Genomic DNA, 16,336 nt, shown 5'->3' with positions numbered 1-16,336 from the left:
CTCTGTTAGGGACCGCTTATTTTTTGTTAGACTAAACGATGACTCGAATTATCCGATTCGAAATTAATGGGAAAGAACGTGATACTAATGGTAACGCAACCACACTTGATCCTTGCCTCGGCTTCACCACGCCGGACGGAACTTCTAAAGCAAATTGGAATCCCTCACGAAGTCGTACCTGCGAATGTCGTCGAAGAGGCACCATTTCCGATGTCACCGCATGAGTACGTCCGTTATCTATCGCAAAAGAAAGCGCGAGCGATTACGGTAGACGGCGTCATTTTGGCTGCGGATACGGTCGTTGCGATTGACGACATGATTCTTGAGAAGCCAGCAGATAGTTCTGAGGCACGGGCGATGCTTGCGCGTCTGTCAGGACGTGCTCATGAAGTCGTGACAGGCGTGACGATTCGCTTTGGTGAAAAGGAGGAGACGTTCGACGTAACGACACACGTTCGTTTTGGTGCATTGTTAAACGAGTGGATCGAAGGGTATATCGCGACGAACGAGCCTTACGATAAAGCGGGTGGCTATGGTATCCAAGCGATGGGAAGGCTATTCGTCGAGGCGATTGAGGGCGATTATTATAATGTCGTTGGATTGCCCATACACGAGATCACGAAACGTCTCGCGTCGTTTAAAATCAAGCCGATGTTTGCGTAATTCTGAAACAGAGAGGTCGGATGCTGTGATTGAATGGCCGAAGGATATGGTTCAGTTGAAAGGCTTGGCACAAGCGACGACAGTCGAACTGCTCGCGTGTCTTGTCCGAAGTGGGACACGGGACCGGACACCGCTTGAAATCGCGGAAGAATTACTGCATATCTATCCTTCGCTGATCGAACTCGAGGCGGCGGGAGTCGGAGGACTCGAAAAAGCACCGGGGGTCGGAAAGGCGAAGGCATTACAAATCATGGCGGGACTAGAACTGGGTCGTCGTCTCGTCACCGAACCGAAGTGGGTGCGACCAACGATTCGTTCACCGGAAGACGCAGCGGAGCTGTTGTTAGAAGAGATGCGTCTTTATCAACAAGAACACTTCATCTGTCTGTATTTGAATACGAAAAATGAGGTCGTTTCGAAAAAGACGTTATTCATTGGAGGATTGAACACGTCGATCGTCCACCCGCGTGACGTCTTCCGGGAAGCGATTCGCTGCTCGGCTGCGAATTTCATCGCTGTGCATAATCATCCGTCGGGTGATCCGACACCGAGTCGAGAGGATATCGAGGTATCCGAGCGGCTCGTTGAGGCAGGACGGCTCATTGGAATCAGTTGTCTTGACCACATCATCATCGGGCACGGACAATATATTAGTATGAAACAGCGCGGATTTATGTAAGAATAACGTCTGAAGGGAAAGTTTCGTTTCTTTCCATCAGACGTTTTTTTGTGTGTTTTCTAAGGCGAACTGTAAACAAGCTGTAACGTTTTAACGCTTTCCAATGAAGGCTTTTCCGTTATAATTAGTGAAGTGTATTCTCAGAGAGGGGTTTTTTGAATAATGTTTGGATCATTCAGCCGTGAAATCGGCATTGACTTAGGTACGGCTAACACGCTCGTGTATGTAAAGGGGCAAGGAATCGTCGTCCGCGAACCGTCCGTCGTCGCTTTCCGTACGGATACAGGAAAAATTGAAGCGGTCGGTAACGCAGCGAAAAACATGATCGGTCGTACGCCGGGTAACGTGACAGCACGACGCCCGATGAAAGACGGGGTTATCGCGGATTATGAAACAACCGCTACGATGATCAAATACTTCATGGATCAAGCTTCGAAGAAAAAAGGTTTGTTCTCTTCAAAAACAAACGTCATGATCTGTGTACCAAGTGGGATCACATCGGTCGAAAAACGTGCGGTTGAAGATGCAGCGAAACTTGCCGGAGCGCGTGAAGCGTACACGATTGAAGAACCATTTGCAGCAGCAATCGGTGCAGGTCTTCCGGTTTCAGAACCAACAGGCTCGATGGTTGTTGATATCGGCGGTGGTACGACGGAAGTTGCTGTTATCTCACTCGGTGGTATCGTCACGAGTCAATCGATTCGTGTCGGTGGAGACGAGATGGATGAATCCATCATTCGTTACATCAAGTCGAAATACAACCTGATGATCGGGGAGCGGACAGCTGAGACGTTGAAAATGACAATCGGTTACGCACGCATCGATGAAGAATCAGAAAATGAAACGATGGAGATCCGTGGACGCGATCTCGTGACAGGTCTTCCAAAACAGATTGAAGTCACAAGTGCCGAAATTTGTGATGCACTTTCAGATACGGTCGATGCGATTCTTGCGGGTGTCAAGCACACGCTTGAGCAGACACCTCCTGAATTATCAGCAGACGTCATGGACCGCGGTATCGTTCTGACTGGCGGTGGGGCTCTCTTAAAGAACCTCGATGCTGTCATCGAAGACGAAACACGTATTTTGACACTCGTTGCAGAAAATGCACTCGATTGTGTCGCAATCGGTACAGGAAAATCACTCGAGATGATGAATGTTCTTCGTTCGAAATCAGGCATCTCGCAAAAAAGATAAGGACGGGATGAGCGATGAAGCGATTTTTAAACAATCGAAAACTGCTCATCACACTCCTTAGTTTTCTCCTTTTGGTGATTTTGATCGGCATTTCGCTGCAAGGGCGTAACCAATCCCACTGGTATCAAAGCTTCGTGCGTGATACCGCGGGCGTCGGTCAACGCCTTTTCGCGACACCGATTGGCTGGATTGATGATACGGTCACTTCGATTAGAGAAGTGCGTGACGTGTACAAAGAGAACGAACACTTGAAATCACGATTGAATGACTATGCTGGTAATGCGGTCAAAGTCCGTGATCTTGAGCGTGAGAATAAAGAATTGAAGGATATGCTCGACCTGAACGGATCGATCCGTGACTACAAGTTGTTACCGGCAGAGATGATTGGTCGGACGGCATCTGAATGGCAACGGTTCGTGACGATCAACATCGGTGAACAAAAGGGTGTTAAGGCGAATATGGCCGTTGTAACAGCAGACGGACTAATTGGTCGCGTCATCCAAGCGAGCGCCTATACGTCTCTCGTACAGTTGATGTCGGATACGAGTCGCACGAATAACGTCTCGGCAACGGCTGATGATACGAAGGGAAAAGGTGTTTTCGGTACGATCGAGGGGTTTGATGAAGAAACGAAATTACTCAAGTTCACGAAAATTCCGAACGACGCGAAACTGAAAAAAGGGCAGACCGTCACGACGTCAGGTCTTGGTGGAAAGTATCCGAGTGGAATCGTCATCGGAAAAATCACGGAAGTGAAATCCGATCAGTATGGGGCTTCAAAAATCGTATACGTCAAACCGGCAGCAGACTTCGAACAGTTCGGTCATGTCTTCGTGATTGAACGCGAAGCGAAGGAACCTTTCGCTGAGACCGATAAGGGAGGGGACACTCGTGAATAACGTTAAGTTGTTTTTCGCCGTGTTCCTTCTTTTCATCTTGGAAGGAACGCTGTTCGCAGGACCTCTTGGAGATGGATCGCCATATGTCATTCATGCGACATTGATCGGATTGATGTTCCTTGGTCGATATGGAAAACTCGAACAGGCACTCGGATTCGGACTCGTCTTCGGATTGTTGTATGATTTCGTCTATTCGGATATCATCGGCATTTACTTATTTGCGTTATCCGCCATTCCGCTTTTTAGTAGCTTCGTGCTAAAATATGTAAAGGAGAACGTATTGACGATTCTTGTCACGTTCACGTTCAGTGCCATTTTGTATGAACTCGATATATATTTCTTCACGGCTTCGGTCGTGGGTGTCGGAGTCTCCTTCCAGGAACTCGCGACACAGATCATTCCAAGGAGTCTGGTTGCGCAGTTGATCGGGATCATCATCCTGTATTATCCGATGACCCGACTCGTGCAGTCGACCCTTGACGAGAAAAGAGGATGAGTCATGATTGAGCGTAAACGTTATGTAACGATGAAAGGTCATCGTGGTGGCCTCGCCGTCTATGTGAATGAAAGGTGCAGTGTGGATGAATTTCTTGACGATTTAGAGTTGACGCTTGCGGACAAATCCGTCGAGAACGGACGCGCCGTACCGATCACCTTCTTCTTCGGTCGACGTTATGTCGATGAAGGGGTGTTGACGGCCGTCGAATCTATCGTCGCGCGACATGATTCCTTCTCTTTCAAAGGTTATGACAGTGAGTGCATCACGAAGGACGAGGCAAAAGCCTTGTACGGAGAGCGAACGTTCCACTATTTCGGTGGCACGGCACGCAGTGGGCACGTATTAGACGTCGAAGGCTCGATCGTCATCATCGGAGATATCAATCCGGGAGCGGTCGTCCATGCGACAGGAAGTATCTATTGTCTCGGTGCGTTACGGGGGACCGTTCATGCCGGGAAAGGTGGCAATACGGAAGCCGTCATCGCGGCGAGCGTGTTGCAACCGAAGTGGATTGCGGTCGCTGGCACCGTCCATGAGGAACCGGAGGACGCACCGATTCCTGCTCTCGATATGGGTTGTGCATTTTTAGGTGAAGACGGGGTCGAATTCTCCCGCCTTCAAACCGTTCCGCTCGCGCGGATGGATCAGTTTGCGATTGATAGTGAAAGAGGGTGACGGATATGGAACAAGTGAAAGAACAGGTACATATGGAGGCGAAGACGAACATGGGACGCGCCATCGTCGTCACATCCGGTAAAGGTGGTGTCGGTAAGACAACGACGACTGCGAACATCGGAACAGCACTTGCATTGATGGGACATTCCGTTTGTCTCGTCGATACGGATATCGGGTTACGCAATCTGGATATCGTGCTTGGTCTCGATAACCGGAGTATCTATAACATCGTTGACGTCGTGACGGGGCAATGTAAGTTGCACCAAGCGCTCGTCCGCGATAAACGTTTTGAAGAGATGTATCTGTTGCCTGCTGCTCAATCAAAGGATAAGTCCTCCGTCACACCCGAACAGGTGAAGGCAATCATCGATACACTGAAACTTGAATACGACTTCGTTTTGATCGACTGCCCTGCCGGAATCGAACAAGGCTTCATGAATGCAATCGCAGGAGCCGATGAAGCCGTCGTCGTGACGACACCGGAAAAAGCAGCCGTTCAGGATGCGGACCGGATCATCGGGATGCTCGAGCGCTCAGAACGTAACATCGTTCCGAAACTCGTCATTAATCGGGTGCGGTCACACATGATGGCATCAGGTGATATGCTCGACATCGATGAGATCATGCGTATTCTTTCGATTGATCTACTTGGTCTGATCATCGATGATGAAGAAGTCATCGCCGCTTCCCACCGTGGTGTGCCTGTGACGATGAATCCAGATAACCGGGCTGGACTCGGATACCGAAACATCGCCCGCCGGATTCTTGGAGAATCCGTGCCACTGCTTGATTTAAACGAACAACCGCAAAAAGGCTTCTTCGTCAAATTGAAGAAGATGCTTGGGATGAAATAAGAATGGGAAATTAGACTAGGACGACAGCGTCGTGCCTAGTCTAATTTTTTTGGAGGGATCAGTATGCGATGGATTAGTGAACAGACCGCTTCGCTTGAACGATTAGCATTGGTCGAAGGCGGTCGATTGATTGAATATCATGAACGGATGCGTGACGAGATCCGGGTCGGCACATTCGTCTATGCAAAGGTCGATCGGTTGCATCCGACGCTCGGGGCAGCCTTTTTGATCGCGACTGACGGTACACCGCTTTATTTACCGCTAAATGAGACGGTGGAAGCACTTCGCCGCTATCCGGACGTACCAACGATTGGACAAGCCGTCCAGGTCGGACAGACGTTACTTGTCCAGGTCGTCAAGGAAGGGGTCGCACCAAAACAACACAAAGTGACGCAGAACATCACCTATGGTGGACGTTATCTCGTTTATTTCCCGTATGGTCGTCGCGTCCGTTTCAGTCGAAAGCTGGATCTCGTCGTTCAGCGTCAACTGGCGGAGCAATTGACGACGACGGACGAAGAGGGGATTCTCTACCGGACGGAGGCAGCAAAAGCATCAATTGACGAATTGAAGCAAGAGCTTCAGTCATTACGGACACGACATCAAGAACTCATGCAGGCACCGCGTCTTGAACAAGACGAGGCACTGATCGTTCAGGAAGCAAAACGACTTCCACATGTCACCGATGCGCTCGTCATGACGCGTCAGGAAAAGGAACGCCTGGAATTGCTTGGTCTGTCCGTCGAACGGTCGCTACGAAAAGGACGCTTACCCGAGATGGAAGCGATCGATGGCGCAATCGAGAAGGCGATGCAACGGGTCGTCTGGCTTGACGGGGGAGCGTATCTCTTGATTGAAGAGGTCGAGACGATGACTGTCATCGACGTCAACAGTGGGAAGACGATCTCCGTCAAGGAACAAAAGCGGACGTTTGATCAAATCAATGAAGCGGCTGCCGTCGAAGTCATGCGCCAACTACGGTTGCGCAACATCAGTGGTATGATTGCGATCGATTTCCTCCGTGGCTCTAGTAAAGGTCAGACACGGGTGACGCAACTTCTCAAAGAACGAGCCGCACTCGAGACGAAACAAATCGAAGTTTATGGCTTTACGAAGATGGGCTTATGTGAACTGACACGACAACGTCACGGAAAATCGCTACAGGAACGCTCACAGGAATCCGGGCAGTGGACGCGATTGAGTGTCTATCGCTTGATTGAACCGAAGTTACTTGAGATTGCGACCTATGCGGAAGCGGTCGTGATTCGCGCACCACGGCATCTGTTGCAAGACGAATTCATCTCTCGTCAACCGCTCGAAGTCCATGTGCTCGAAGGCGATCCAGCGGTCCTGTTCACGGGGTCGTCACAGGACTGTCTCGATTTCATCAAGCGATCGGAATAATCCTTCAGAACAGCATTGACAAGGTAGAAGAACGTTTGGTATTCTGAATAACGTTAGTTCGTTTGGAAGCACCCAAATGACTACAACCGCACAGACCGGGTTTTAAAGCATCCGCTGCCCGTGATGGCGAGTCTGAGTTCCTAAGAGGAGGTGCACGTAATGTACGCAATTATCAAAACTGGTGGTAAACAAGTCAAAGTTGAAGCTGGCCAAGAAATCTACGTTGAGAAATTAAACGCAGACGTCGACAGCACAGTTGAATTTGGTGAAGTATTGATCCTTGGTGGTGACGATGTTAAAGTCGGCGCTCCACTCGTAGAAGGTGCGAAGGTCGTAGCAACGGTCATCAAACACGCTCGCGCGAAAAAGATCACTGTCTTCAAAATGAAAGCGAAAAAGAACTACCGTCGTAAGCAAGGTCACCGTCAACCTTACACGAAGGTCCGCATCGAGAAAATCGAAGCGTAAGCCATGATACGTGTCAAGATTCGACGAGATGAAGCGGAACTCGTCCGCTCCATCGAAGTGACAGGACATGCCGAGTTCGCAGAACCAGGTCTCGACCTTGTCTGTGCCGGCGTCTCGTCGGTGATTTTCGGGGCATACAATGCCATAGAAGCATTACTCGGGCAGGTCCTGCTCCTTGAAATGGCAGAACAACAAGAGGGTGGCTACTTTTATGTAGAACCGTATGCTGACTTAGCACCGGATGTCAGTGAACGCACCCAATTGTTACTGGAGGCGACTTTGGTCCAGCTTGGTACCATCGCTGAAAGTTACGGTGAGTTTATCCAACTTGAACAAGTATAGGAGGTGGATTCCACATGTTGAAACTTAATCTTCAGTTCTTCGCATCGAAAAAAGGGGTAGGTTCGACAAAGAACGGTCGTGACTCGCAATCGAAACGCCTTGGGGCGAAACGTGCAGACGGTCAAACTGTTTCTGCTGGTTCAATCCTCTACCGTCAACGCGGTACGAAGATTCACCCAGGTATGAACGTCGGACGTGGTGGCGATGATACACTTTTCGCAACTGCAACTGGTGTCGTTCGTTTCGAACGTCTCGGACGCGACAAGAAACAAGTCAGCGTTTACCCAGCATAAGGATCGACGAAGCAGACTCTAGCCACTTTCGAGGGTTAGGGTCTGTTTTTTTTAGGAGGGAACGACCGATGGAGGAACAACAGGTACTTGATCTTTTAAAGACTCTTCGTCACGAGTGGTTGAACCGGATACAACTCGTCCGTTCGTATGGCGCGATCGGAGACGAACAAGCAGTCGAGTCGATCTGTTCGGCGTACCGGGAGCAAGCATCTCGGGAAGGACGTCTAGCGCGAATCGGATTGCCGAAAACCGCACTGGCGTTGCTGCAAGCTGAATGGTCAGGCAAAACTGTGACGTATGATGTCATCGGAGCACCCCACATGGAAGATGAGCGGCTGAAGCAACTCGTCGAAGCAGCCATCACCATGATTGATGTAGGAGTAGGAGAAGTATCCGTGACCTTCCACGAGGGCGTGACCATCGAGATCTATCGGGATCTACTAGATATGTCGCGCCTTAAGGATCTAGTGACGCCGATGGAAATCGAGTCGCAGACGGAAAATGAGTGTGTGATTGAGATTGAAAGTCTTCCGTTTGAGGAAGAGAAGTAAGAGGAGGGATCCGACATGTTTGTCGATCAGGTAAATATTTATGTAAAAGCAGGTGACGGAGGACGTGGGCAAGTAGCGTTCCGTCGCGAGAAATACGTTCCGGACGGCGGTCCTGCCGGCGGTGACGGTGGTCACGGGGCTCACGTCGTCCTCGAAGTCGACGAAGGACTTCGGACATTGATGGACTTCCGTTACAAACGTCACTTTAAAGCGGTTCAAGGTGAAAACGGTATGTCAAAAGGCATGCACGGTCGTAAAGCCGAGCATTTAATCGTCAAGGTCCCACCCGGTACAGTCGTCTACGATGATGATACGAATGCGGTCATCGCTGACCTCGTCCATCACGGACAACAAGCGATCGTCGCAAAAGGTGGACGTGGCGGACGTGGAAATACACGTTTTGCGACACCAGCCAACCCAGCACCTGAGCACGCTGAAAACGGTGAGCCAGGAGAAGAGAAGTACTTGAAACTTGAGCTGAAGATGCTAGCAGACGTCGGTCTCGTCGGTTTCCCAAGCGTCGGAAAATCAACGATGTTATCCGTCGTTTCAGCCGCACGCCCGAAAATCGGCGCATATCACTTCACGACGATCACACCGAACATCGGTGTCGTCGAAACGGAAGATAGCCGTAGTTTCGTCATGGCTGACTTGCCAGGATTGATCGAAGGTGCAAGTGAAGGTGTCGGACTCGGTCACCAGTTCCTCCGTCACGTCGAACGGACGAAAGTCATCGTACACGTCATCGACATGAGCGGGATGGAAGGTCGCGATCCAATCGAAGACTACAACATCATCAATAAAGAACTCGCGGACTATAATCTCCGCTTAACAGAACGTCCGCAAGTCGTCGTCGCGAACAAGATGGACATGCCAGATGCGGCAGAACACCTTAAAGCCTTCAAGGAAGCTTTCCCAGAGCTTGAAGTATTCGAGATTTCAGCAGCAACACGTCAAGGTTTACGCGATCTGTTATTCCGAATCGCTGACCTCGTCGATGCAACACCAGAATTCGGTCTTGAGGAACTCGAAGAGAAAACAGCGACACCACGTGTCGTCTACGGTTACGAAGCACCAGAAGCTGGCTTTACGATCACGAAAGATGAAGACGATTGCTTCGTCATCAAAGGACCACGCATCGAAAAACTCTTCACGATGACGAACTTCATGCGTGAAGAATCGATTAAACGTTTCGCTCGGACACTGCGTCAAATGGGTGTCGACGAAGAGTTACGTCGTCTTGGTGCGATCGACGGCGATGTCGTTCGAATCCGTGATTTCGAGTTCGAATTCGTCGAGTCATCATTCTAAGCGATTCATTCCATTAGGAAACGGAGTGTGAAAGCATCGTGGACCCATTGCCCATGATTTCATTCGTTTGGTTAATTCCGATTCTCATGTTATCCGCGTTCTTTTCCTCAGCCGAGACAGCACTCGCGAGTGTCAATCGGTTGCGGTTGTTGCACCAATCGGAAGCAGGGGACGCGCGTGCGTCCCGTGTATTTCGTTTACTTCAACGCTACGAAGAGACACTGACGTCGATTTTGATTGGGAATACGATCGTCAACGTCGCCTTTATCTTATTTGGTGGCTGGTGGATCATCCAGTTCGTCGAGACGATCGCAACACAAACCGTTGCCTTTCTTGCGCTGTTTTTCCTGTTGCTGTTGTTCGGAGAATTGATACCGAAGTCGTATGCTCGTGAACATACGGAACGTTACGTGTTATTGATCGGACGTCCACTGCGTTTCTTCTTACTGTGCTTTCGACCGCTCGTTTTTCTGTTACTTCGCTTACGTCAGTTTGCGCTTCGGTTGATTGGAGCAGATCCGAAAGGACCGCTCGTGACCGAACAGGAACTCAAGGCACTTGTTGATATCAGTCAGGAAGAGGGCATCATGGGGCTTGCAGAGGCTGAACTCGTTCATCAAGCAGTTGATTTTCAACATGCGACGGTCGAGGATGCGTTGACGCCACGGATGGACATTCAAGCGATTGATATCGATGCGCGGCTCGAAGACATCCTTGCAGAAGTCCAGAAGGGCGGCTATTCTCGTCTACCGGTCTATAAGGATTCGATTGATCACGTCATCGGTGTATTATCGGAGCGGGACTTTCTGCGTGCATACGTGAAGAACGGCTCCGTTGATATCCGAGAATGGATTCGACCGGTATCGTTCGTCGTCCTACAGACACGATTGATGGATTTATTACCGGAACTCAAAGTCAAGCAGTCCCATATGGCAGTCGTCCTTGATGAGTTCGGAGGGACGGCAGGTTTGATCACCCTTGAGGATATTTTAGAAGAAATCGTCGGGGAGATTTGGGATGAACACGATGAATCGTTGGAATATACGAAACGGATTGGTCCAGAGCAATACGAATGTCTAGCGGAGTATGACATTGAAGACTTCTGTCAGCAATTTCAATTGACGATGCCGGACACCGATGCCCAGTCACTTGGGGGATGGATCATGGAGGGGAGCGGACAATTACCGGACGTCGGAACGGCGATGCGTTATGAACGTGTCACGTTGACCGTCTTGCATATCGAAAACCGACGCGTCCGCAAAGTCTTAGCAACGTTCGATCCGCCATCTACGATGCCGGAGACACGACTTGAACCGATTGAACGATAAAAAAAACCGCTTATTCCTTTGGAATAGGCGGTTTTTTTATGTTCAGACATCGAGCTCTGAAACGAGAATTCCGAGACGATCGAGTTTCGCAATGGCTGCTTCCAGTGCGTCTTCATGATCCGCCTCCAGCGTGTGGATATGGACTCCGTCCGTCAGGCTCGAGAGCGGAGTGGCTTGCGTCTCTTTTAGCTGCTCTAGCAATACACGGACGTCTCGGCGGCTCTTTAGCATCAATTCTCCAGTGATGAAGCCGTAGACGGGATGTTCGATGATGACATCGCGGACGACGACCCCTTCGTCAACGATGGCGTCACACTCATCCTTTAACTGATCGATGCCGTGACGGCAAACGATCTTGCGACGTAATTTTGAACCGTCGACTTCCGGATCATTGATGAAATAACCACGAGCTGTCGCGATGACAGGATATCCTTTTGCCTTTAACAATGATAAATCCTGCACGATCACTTGGCGACTGACACCTGCTTGTTTCGCCAGTGCCGTTCCCGTGACAGGTTGCTCACTTTCCTCAATCATACGAAGTAATGATTTCCGGCGTTCTTCTCCGGAGATGCGTTTCCCCATCATGTCTCCTACCTTTCTTCAGTGTCATGAGATCGTGTTCAACACATCAATGCACTGTTCGATTTCTTCGTTCGTCGTCTGTCTTCCAAAACTGAGTCGTATCAACCCGTGAGCCGCTGATTCGTCAAAGCCGATGGCACGTAATGTCGCATTCGGACCGTTTTCTCCAGCCCGGCAGGCACTACCAGCGGAAACCGCGATTCCAGCACGATTCAAGGCGAGCAATGCGTATTGACCATCCCGTTGCTTCGTATGGATGGCGCAGATGGAAGCGAGTTGAGTCGGCGACTCGATGATCGTGTAACGAGACGAAGACAATGTTTTTTTTAGCATACCACGAAATCGACGGCTTGAATCTTGGATTCCTGGATTTTCGAAGCGAGACGCTTCACAGGCAGCGATGAAGGCGGCAATTCCTGGAACGTCCACTGTGCCTGGGCGGATTCCGAATTCGTGATGTCCCTCGTAATAAGGGCTGAAGAGCGGACGCCGTAAATACAAAGCGCCCAATCCTTTTGGTCCATACACTTTATGACTACTCATTGTGTAGGCATCAAAAGCGTCGATGTTGATTGCATCTTTTAAAAATCCTTGGACACCATCGCAATGAAACAGAATCCCGCGCGATTGACAATATGCTGCAATCCGTTCGACCGGAAAACGAAACCCCGTATCCGAATTGACATGTTGAATCGAGACAACGCCGATTTCATCCGTACAAGCTGTGACGAATTGTTCCCAATCGAACGTTCCGTCCGGTAATAAAGAAAGGTGCCGTGTTTCTTGTGCCCAGCGCGCTAGCGGAAGCAAGACCGAGTCGTGTTCACATCGAAGTGTCAAGACAACTGATTTGTTACTCTGTCGCATCAGATGGGTCAACGCGATGTAGTTTGCTTCAGATCCACTCCCTGTAAAGATGACGGTTCCTTCTTGTTGAGCCAATTGTTGCATCAGATACTGACGGGCTCGTTCGAGTAAACGTTCAGCGTTCCCACCGATGTCATGAAGAGAAGAACTGTTGCCGTAGAACGACTGAGCGGCTTGTTGATAATGATCGAGTGCTTGTGGATGCAGCGGAGTCGTCGCTGCGTAATCGAGATAGATCATGAAAAAATCCTGTCCTTTCGTCTTGTCACTCAGCTAAAAGTATGCCAAACTTATTGTCAAGTCAATAGTAAACATTTAGATATAGAGGTGTAAAACATATGTCTTTACATAAACGGCTTGAGACGGATGTGTTGATCATTGGAACAGGACTTGCCGCAATTTCAGTCGCCCTGCATCTTCCATCAGGGATGGACGCATTACTCGTCTCGAAAGGTTCGCGGTTTGAGACGAATTCCGTCCGAGCACAAGGTGGGATTGCTTCCGCTTATGCAGAAGTCAATCATCGTGGTCACTTTGAAGATACGTGCCAAGCAGCAAAAGGGCATATCAATCCGTCCGTCGTCGATTACGTCACCCGATCGGGAACCGAGGCGATGGAATTTTTGTTACGACAAGGCGTTCCATTCGATCAGTCCGAAGGAGAGTTTTTGCTCGGTCGTGAAGGAGCACATCGTTTGCCTCGGATTTATCACTGTGGCGGCGACGAGACTGGTAAACGGATCATGGAGACGTTGATGCCGCGGGTACCATTTCCGATTCTCGAGCAGACGCGTATCACAGAGTTGATTCAAGTAAATGGGCAGGTAGTAGGTGCAGTCGGATATAGCCATGGAGAGCCGATCGAGATTGTGGCGCGCGCAACGATTCTCGCGACCGGTGGAGTGGGTGGATTATTCGCGGCGTCGACGAATGATCCATCGATTCAAGGAGACGGGATTGCGCTCGCCTTTGAAGCGGGGGCGACGATTCGTGATCTCGGTTATATTCAGCACCATCCGACGGTACTCGTTCATGCAGGTCGTTCGGAAGGTTTGATCACGGAAGCATTGCGAGGTGCAGGAGCGACGCTTGTAACGAAAAATGGCGACCGGATTATGGCGGATCATCCGATGCAAGATTTAGCGGCGCGAGATGAAGTCGCAAAACGAATCCATGAGGTGCGAAAACGTGAACCAGTCTATCTCGATACGTCAAACGTCATCGATCGGACAAAACGGTTTCCAACGTTTGTCGAAAAATGTGAAAAACTGAACATAAATCCGGATCTCGTTGAAATCGCACCAGGCATCCATTTCTTAATGGGCGGGATCGAAACGGATCTGACGGGGCAGACGCATGTCGAAGGACTTTACGCGGTCGGCGAGACAGCATCGATTGGACTACACGGTCGAAATCGTCTGGCGTCGAACTCGCTCCTTGAATGTGTCGTCATGGGGAAAGCAGTAGCAGAACAGCTTAAGTTGTTACCGAAACTTGCAGTAAAACAAGTGAAACGACGTCCAGGAACACTTCGTTCCGTAACAGACCGTCTATCGCAGGTCATTGGTGTCGAAATGGATGTTAAGCAAATAGAAGATAGTTTAGAAGAGTTAAAACGCTGGACGTTAGACGAATCCGGACAGGAAGCGGAAGAAAATCGATTACGTCACGTAGCGGCATGTCTGTTGCTTGAAGGAGCAAGGAGTCGATTGACAGGAGAGGATGAGAACGTTGAACAAATGGCAGTTACGGCAACAACTGGAGGCATTTTTAATCGAGGATATCGGACAGTGGGATATCACGAGTGAAGGATGTCTGACGGGACAAGAACGCGGGACCGGTCGTTTTTTAGCAAAGGAAGACGGTGTCTTTTGCGGAGTAGACATCATTCAGGAGATGGCGCATCTCTTACAAGTCGACGTGACGATTCATGTAGCGGAAGGGACGATCGTCACGCGAGGAACACTCCTTGCCGAGTGGTCTGGTTCGTTACAGGACATTTTAAGCGGAGAACGGGTCGCCTTGAACCTAGTGCAACGCTTATCCGGGATTGCGACGAAGACACGTCAAGCGGTCGAGGTAGCAGCAGGACGAATCCGAATCACGGATACACGCAAGACGACCCCTGGATTACGAATGCTCGAAAAACATGCCGTTCGCGTCGGGGGTGGATATAGTCATCGCGGACGTCTCGATGACGCCGTCATGATCAAGGATAACCACATCACAGTCGCGGGATCGATCACAGAGGCGGTGGCGCGAGCAAAACGTGTCGCGGGTCATACGACACCAATCGAAGTCGAAGTCGAGACGGAAGCGGAAGTACTGGAGGCAGTGGCTGCAAAAGTCGATATCATCATGCTCGATAATCGGACGCCAGCAGAAATTAAACAGCTCCGGCAATTGATTCCACCGCATATCACAATCGAACTATCCGGTGGGATCACGGTAGACACATTATCGGACTTCGCGGATAGCGGAGCAGACGTCATCTCACTTGGAGCACTTACTCATTCAGCAACAGCACTCGATATCAGCATGAAAATCGAAGGAGGAAAAAAAGATGTCATTTGATCTATTACGTCACGAGGGAATTCCGGCGTCATACTTACAGCAATCAGAAGCAGACTTGATCGCGATCATCGAAGGGGTCAAAGAACGGATGGGCAGTCGCTTATTCTTACCTGCCCACCACTACCAAAAGGATGAAGTCGTCCAGTTCGCGGATGCGATGGGAGATTCGCTCCAGCTCGCGCAAGTCGCGAAGCAGATGACAGAAGCGGAATATACAGTCTTTTGTGGTGTCCACTTCATGGCAGAGACGGCAGATATGCTAACCGATGCGTCGCATACGGTCGTTTTGCCTGACATGCGTGCTGGCTGTTCGATGGCGGATATGGCAAATGATACGCAAACGGAGCGTGCTTTTACGATCTTGACGGAACGATTCGGGGAGTCGATTTTACCGTTGACGTATGTCAATTCGACGGCAGCGATCAAAGCATTCGTCGGTCGTCACGGTGGGGCGACGGTGACGTCATCGAACGCTGTCCAGATGGTCGAGTGGGCGCTTGCTGAACGAGACATCTTATTCTTCCTGCCGGATCAACATCTCGGTCGCAATACGGCACATGCGCTCGGAATTCCGTTAGAGCAGATGGCGATTTGGGATCCGATTCGCGACGAACTCGTTTTTGACGGGGAGGACCAAGACGTCCGCGTCATCTTATGGAAAGGGCACTGCTCGGTGCATGAGAAATTCACAGTCGGTCAAATTGAACAGTTCCGTAAGACGGATCCGGAGCGAAAGATTCTCGTTCACCCGGAATGTTCGCATGAAGTCGTAGCAGCGTCAGATCTCAACGGATCAACGGCGTACATCATTCAACAAATCGAACAGGCTGCTCCTGGAACGAAGTGGGCGATCGGAACAGAGATGAACCTTGTCAATCGACTCGCGACGACTTATCCGGATCTCGACATCGTGTCGCTCAATCCGTTCATGTGCCCGTGTCTGACGATGAACCGGATTGACTTGCCGCATTTAGCGTGGGCGCTCGAACAAGTCGAAGCAGGTGAGCCGGTCAACGTCATTAAAGTCGACGCAGAGACGACGCGGCATGCCGTGTTGGCGCTCGAACGGATGCTTGAGCGTTCGTAAAATAGAGAGTGAGAGCGTGGTCGTGCAAACGATCACGCTTTTTGTCTTCTGATTGAGAGA

At 50.1% G+C, this 16,336-nt stretch carries 19 protein-coding genes and 1 other annotated feature; of the genes, 17 read left to right on the top strand and 2 right to left on the bottom strand.

The window, feature by feature from the left end:
- Positions 1-87 precede the first annotated feature (87 nt).
- The 14 genes from B4C70_RS08355 (at position 88) to B4C70_RS08290 (ending at position 11,163) form a co-directional block, all read left to right on the top strand.
- Positions 88-663: a Maf family protein gene (locus tag B4C70_RS08355; RefSeq protein WP_290778363.1), complete on the top strand. Its 576-nt coding sequence runs from the start codon at positions 88-90 to the stop codon at positions 661-663.
- 46 nt (positions 664-709) lie between these two features.
- Entirely contained in the window at positions 710-1,342 is a 633-nt protein-coding gene (radC, locus tag B4C70_RS08350; RefSeq protein ID WP_214747291.1) for a RadC family protein, read from the top strand.
- 162 nt (positions 1,343-1,504) lie between these two features.
- Positions 1,505-2,539, top strand: coding sequence for a rod shape-determining protein (locus B4C70_RS08345; RefSeq protein WP_023468951.1), 1,035 nt, complete (start codon positions 1,505-1,507; stop codon positions 2,537-2,539).
- A 14-nt stretch (positions 2,540-2,553) separates the two neighbouring features.
- Complete coding sequence (mreC, locus tag B4C70_RS08340) at positions 2,554-3,438, top strand: rod shape-determining protein MreC (protein ID WP_290778359.1); 885 nt, start codon at positions 2,554-2,556, stop codon at positions 3,436-3,438.
- On the top strand, positions 3,431-3,934 hold the full coding sequence (gene mreD / locus B4C70_RS08335; protein ID WP_023468949.1) for a rod shape-determining protein MreD: 504 nt from the start codon (positions 3,431-3,433) through the stop codon (positions 3,932-3,934). Before mreC ends, mreD begins: the two co-directional genes overlap by 8 nt.
- Before the next feature lie 3 nt (positions 3,935-3,937).
- Positions 3,938-4,612: a septum site-determining protein MinC gene (locus B4C70_RS08330; protein WP_023468948.1), complete on the top strand. Its 675-nt coding sequence runs from the start codon at positions 3,938-3,940 to the stop codon at positions 4,610-4,612.
- A gap of 50 nt (positions 4,613-4,662) precedes the next feature.
- Positions 4,663-5,466 carry a septum site-determining protein MinD gene (gene minD / locus B4C70_RS08325; RefSeq protein WP_029342255.1) on the top strand — a complete coding sequence of 268 codons (804 nt, stop codon included), beginning with the start codon at positions 4,663-4,665 and terminating at the stop codon, positions 5,464-5,466.
- 63 nt (positions 5,467-5,529) lie between these two features.
- Entirely contained in the window at positions 5,530-6,870 is a 1,341-nt protein-coding gene (locus B4C70_RS08320; protein ID WP_290778355.1) for a ribonuclease E/G, read from the top strand.
- Positions 6,871-6,944: 74 nt separating this feature from the next.
- Positions 6,945-7,014 (top strand) — a sequence feature (ribosomal protein L21 leader region).
- Positions 7,015-7,029: 15 nt separating this feature from the next.
- Positions 7,030-7,338: a 50S ribosomal protein L21 gene (gene rplU / locus B4C70_RS08315; RefSeq protein ID WP_012370978.1), complete on the top strand. Its 309-nt coding sequence runs from the start codon at positions 7,030-7,032 to the stop codon at positions 7,336-7,338.
- A 3-nt stretch (positions 7,339-7,341) separates the two neighbouring features.
- Entirely contained in the window at positions 7,342-7,680 is a 339-nt protein-coding gene (locus B4C70_RS08310) for a ribosomal-processing cysteine protease Prp (RefSeq protein ID WP_023468945.1), read from the top strand.
- A 14-nt stretch (positions 7,681-7,694) separates the two neighbouring features.
- Positions 7,695-7,973 carry a 50S ribosomal protein L27 gene (gene rpmA, locus B4C70_RS08305; protein ID WP_012370976.1) on the top strand — a complete coding sequence of 93 codons (279 nt, stop codon included), beginning with the start codon at positions 7,695-7,697 and terminating at the stop codon, positions 7,971-7,973.
- A 68-nt stretch (positions 7,974-8,041) separates the two neighbouring features.
- Positions 8,042-8,524 carry a Spo0B domain-containing protein gene (locus B4C70_RS08300; protein WP_056062530.1) on the top strand — a complete coding sequence of 161 codons (483 nt, stop codon included), beginning with the start codon at positions 8,042-8,044 and terminating at the stop codon, positions 8,522-8,524.
- Positions 8,525-8,539: 15 nt separating this feature from the next.
- Positions 8,540-9,835, top strand: a complete 1,296-nt coding sequence (gene obgE, locus B4C70_RS08295; protein ID WP_290778349.1) for a GTPase ObgE — start codon at positions 8,540-8,542, stop codon at positions 9,833-9,835.
- Between the two features lie 53 nt (positions 9,836-9,888).
- Entirely contained in the window at positions 9,889-11,163 is a 1,275-nt protein-coding gene (locus B4C70_RS08290; RefSeq protein ID WP_290778346.1) for a hemolysin family protein, read from the top strand.
- 42 nt (positions 11,164-11,205) lie between these two features.
- Here B4C70_RS08290 and B4C70_RS08285 read toward each other — a convergent pair whose 3' ends face one another.
- Positions 11,206-11,748, bottom strand: a complete 543-nt coding sequence (locus B4C70_RS08285) for a transcription repressor NadR (RefSeq protein ID WP_149427668.1) — start codon at positions 11,746-11,748, stop codon at positions 11,206-11,208.
- A 24-nt stretch (positions 11,749-11,772) separates the two neighbouring features.
- Positions 11,773-12,855: a cysteine desulfurase family protein gene (locus B4C70_RS08280; protein ID WP_290778342.1), complete on the bottom strand. Its 1,083-nt coding sequence runs from the start codon at positions 12,853-12,855 to the stop codon at positions 11,773-11,775.
- 98 nt (positions 12,856-12,953) lie between these two features.
- On the opposite strand from B4C70_RS08280, the gene B4C70_RS08275 reads away from it, so the two are divergent.
- From B4C70_RS08275 to nadA, 3 genes are read left to right on the top strand one after another with little or no spacing between them, the layout of a single operon-like run.
- Positions 12,954-14,423, top strand: a complete 1,470-nt coding sequence (locus tag B4C70_RS08275; protein ID WP_290778339.1) for an L-aspartate oxidase — start codon at positions 12,954-12,956, stop codon at positions 14,421-14,423.
- Positions 14,347-15,189 carry a carboxylating nicotinate-nucleotide diphosphorylase gene (gene nadC, locus B4C70_RS08270; RefSeq protein ID WP_290778336.1) on the top strand — a complete coding sequence of 281 codons (843 nt, stop codon included), beginning with the start codon at positions 14,347-14,349 and terminating at the stop codon, positions 15,187-15,189. Before B4C70_RS08275 ends, nadC begins: the two co-directional genes overlap by 77 nt.
- A complete protein-coding gene (gene nadA / locus B4C70_RS08265) occupies positions 15,179-16,276 on the top strand; it encodes a quinolinate synthase NadA (protein ID WP_290778333.1) in 1,098 nt (365 codons plus the stop codon). The genes nadC and nadA overlap by 11 nt, the downstream gene beginning before the upstream one ends.
- Positions 16,277-16,336 lie beyond the last annotated feature (60 nt).

This window comes from Exiguobacterium sp. UBA5002 (assembly GCF_002396765.1).
In the GTDB taxonomy this organism is placed as follows: Bacteria; Bacillota; Bacilli; order Exiguobacteriales; family Exiguobacteriaceae; genus Exiguobacterium_A.
The sequence above is the reverse complement of the archived record's forward strand: the minus strand, read 5'-3'. Positions and strand labels throughout refer to the sequence as shown.

Coding starts and splice junctions, on each gene's coding strand:
- B4C70_RS08285 (WP_149427668.1), bottom strand. CDS start 11,748: ATGGGGAAACGCATCTCCGGAGAAGAACGCCGGAAATCATTACTTCGT.
- rpmA (WP_012370976.1), top strand. CDS start 7,695: ATGTTGAAACTTAATCTTCAGTTCTTCGCATCGAAAAAAGGGGTAGGT.
- B4C70_RS08280 (WP_290778342.1), bottom strand. CDS start 12,855: ATGATCTATCTCGATTACGCAGCGACGACTCCGCTGCATCCACAAGCA.
- B4C70_RS08310 (WP_023468945.1), top strand. CDS start 7,342: ATGATACGTGTCAAGATTCGACGAGATGAAGCGGAACTCGTCCGCTCC.
- radC (WP_214747291.1), top strand. CDS start 710: ATGGTTCAGTTGAAAGGCTTGGCACAAGCGACGACAGTCGAACTGCTC.
- nadA (WP_290778333.1), top strand. CDS start 15,179: ATGTCATTTGATCTATTACGTCACGAGGGAATTCCGGCGTCATACTTA.
- B4C70_RS08345 (WP_023468951.1), top strand. CDS start 1,505: ATGTTTGGATCATTCAGCCGTGAAATCGGCATTGACTTAGGTACGGCT.
- rplU (WP_012370978.1), top strand. CDS start 7,030: ATGTACGCAATTATCAAAACTGGTGGTAAACAAGTCAAAGTTGAAGCT.
- minD (WP_029342255.1), top strand. CDS start 4,663: ATGGGACGCGCCATCGTCGTCACATCCGGTAAAGGTGGTGTCGGTAAG.
- B4C70_RS08320 (WP_290778355.1), top strand. CDS start 5,530: ATGCGATGGATTAGTGAACAGACCGCTTCGCTTGAACGATTAGCATTG.
- B4C70_RS08290 (WP_290778346.1), top strand. CDS start 9,889: ATGATTTCATTCGTTTGGTTAATTCCGATTCTCATGTTATCCGCGTTC.
- B4C70_RS08275 (WP_290778339.1), top strand. CDS start 12,954: ATGTCTTTACATAAACGGCTTGAGACGGATGTGTTGATCATTGGAACA.
- B4C70_RS08300 (WP_056062530.1), top strand. CDS start 8,042: ATGGAGGAACAACAGGTACTTGATCTTTTAAAGACTCTTCGTCACGAG.
- B4C70_RS08330 (WP_023468948.1), top strand. CDS start 3,938: ATGATTGAGCGTAAACGTTATGTAACGATGAAAGGTCATCGTGGTGGC.
- obgE (WP_290778349.1), top strand. CDS start 8,540: ATGTTTGTCGATCAGGTAAATATTTATGTAAAAGCAGGTGACGGAGGA.
- mreC (WP_290778359.1), top strand. CDS start 2,554: ATGAAGCGATTTTTAAACAATCGAAAACTGCTCATCACACTCCTTAGT.
- B4C70_RS08355 (WP_290778363.1), top strand. CDS start 88: ATGGTAACGCAACCACACTTGATCCTTGCCTCGGCTTCACCACGCCGG.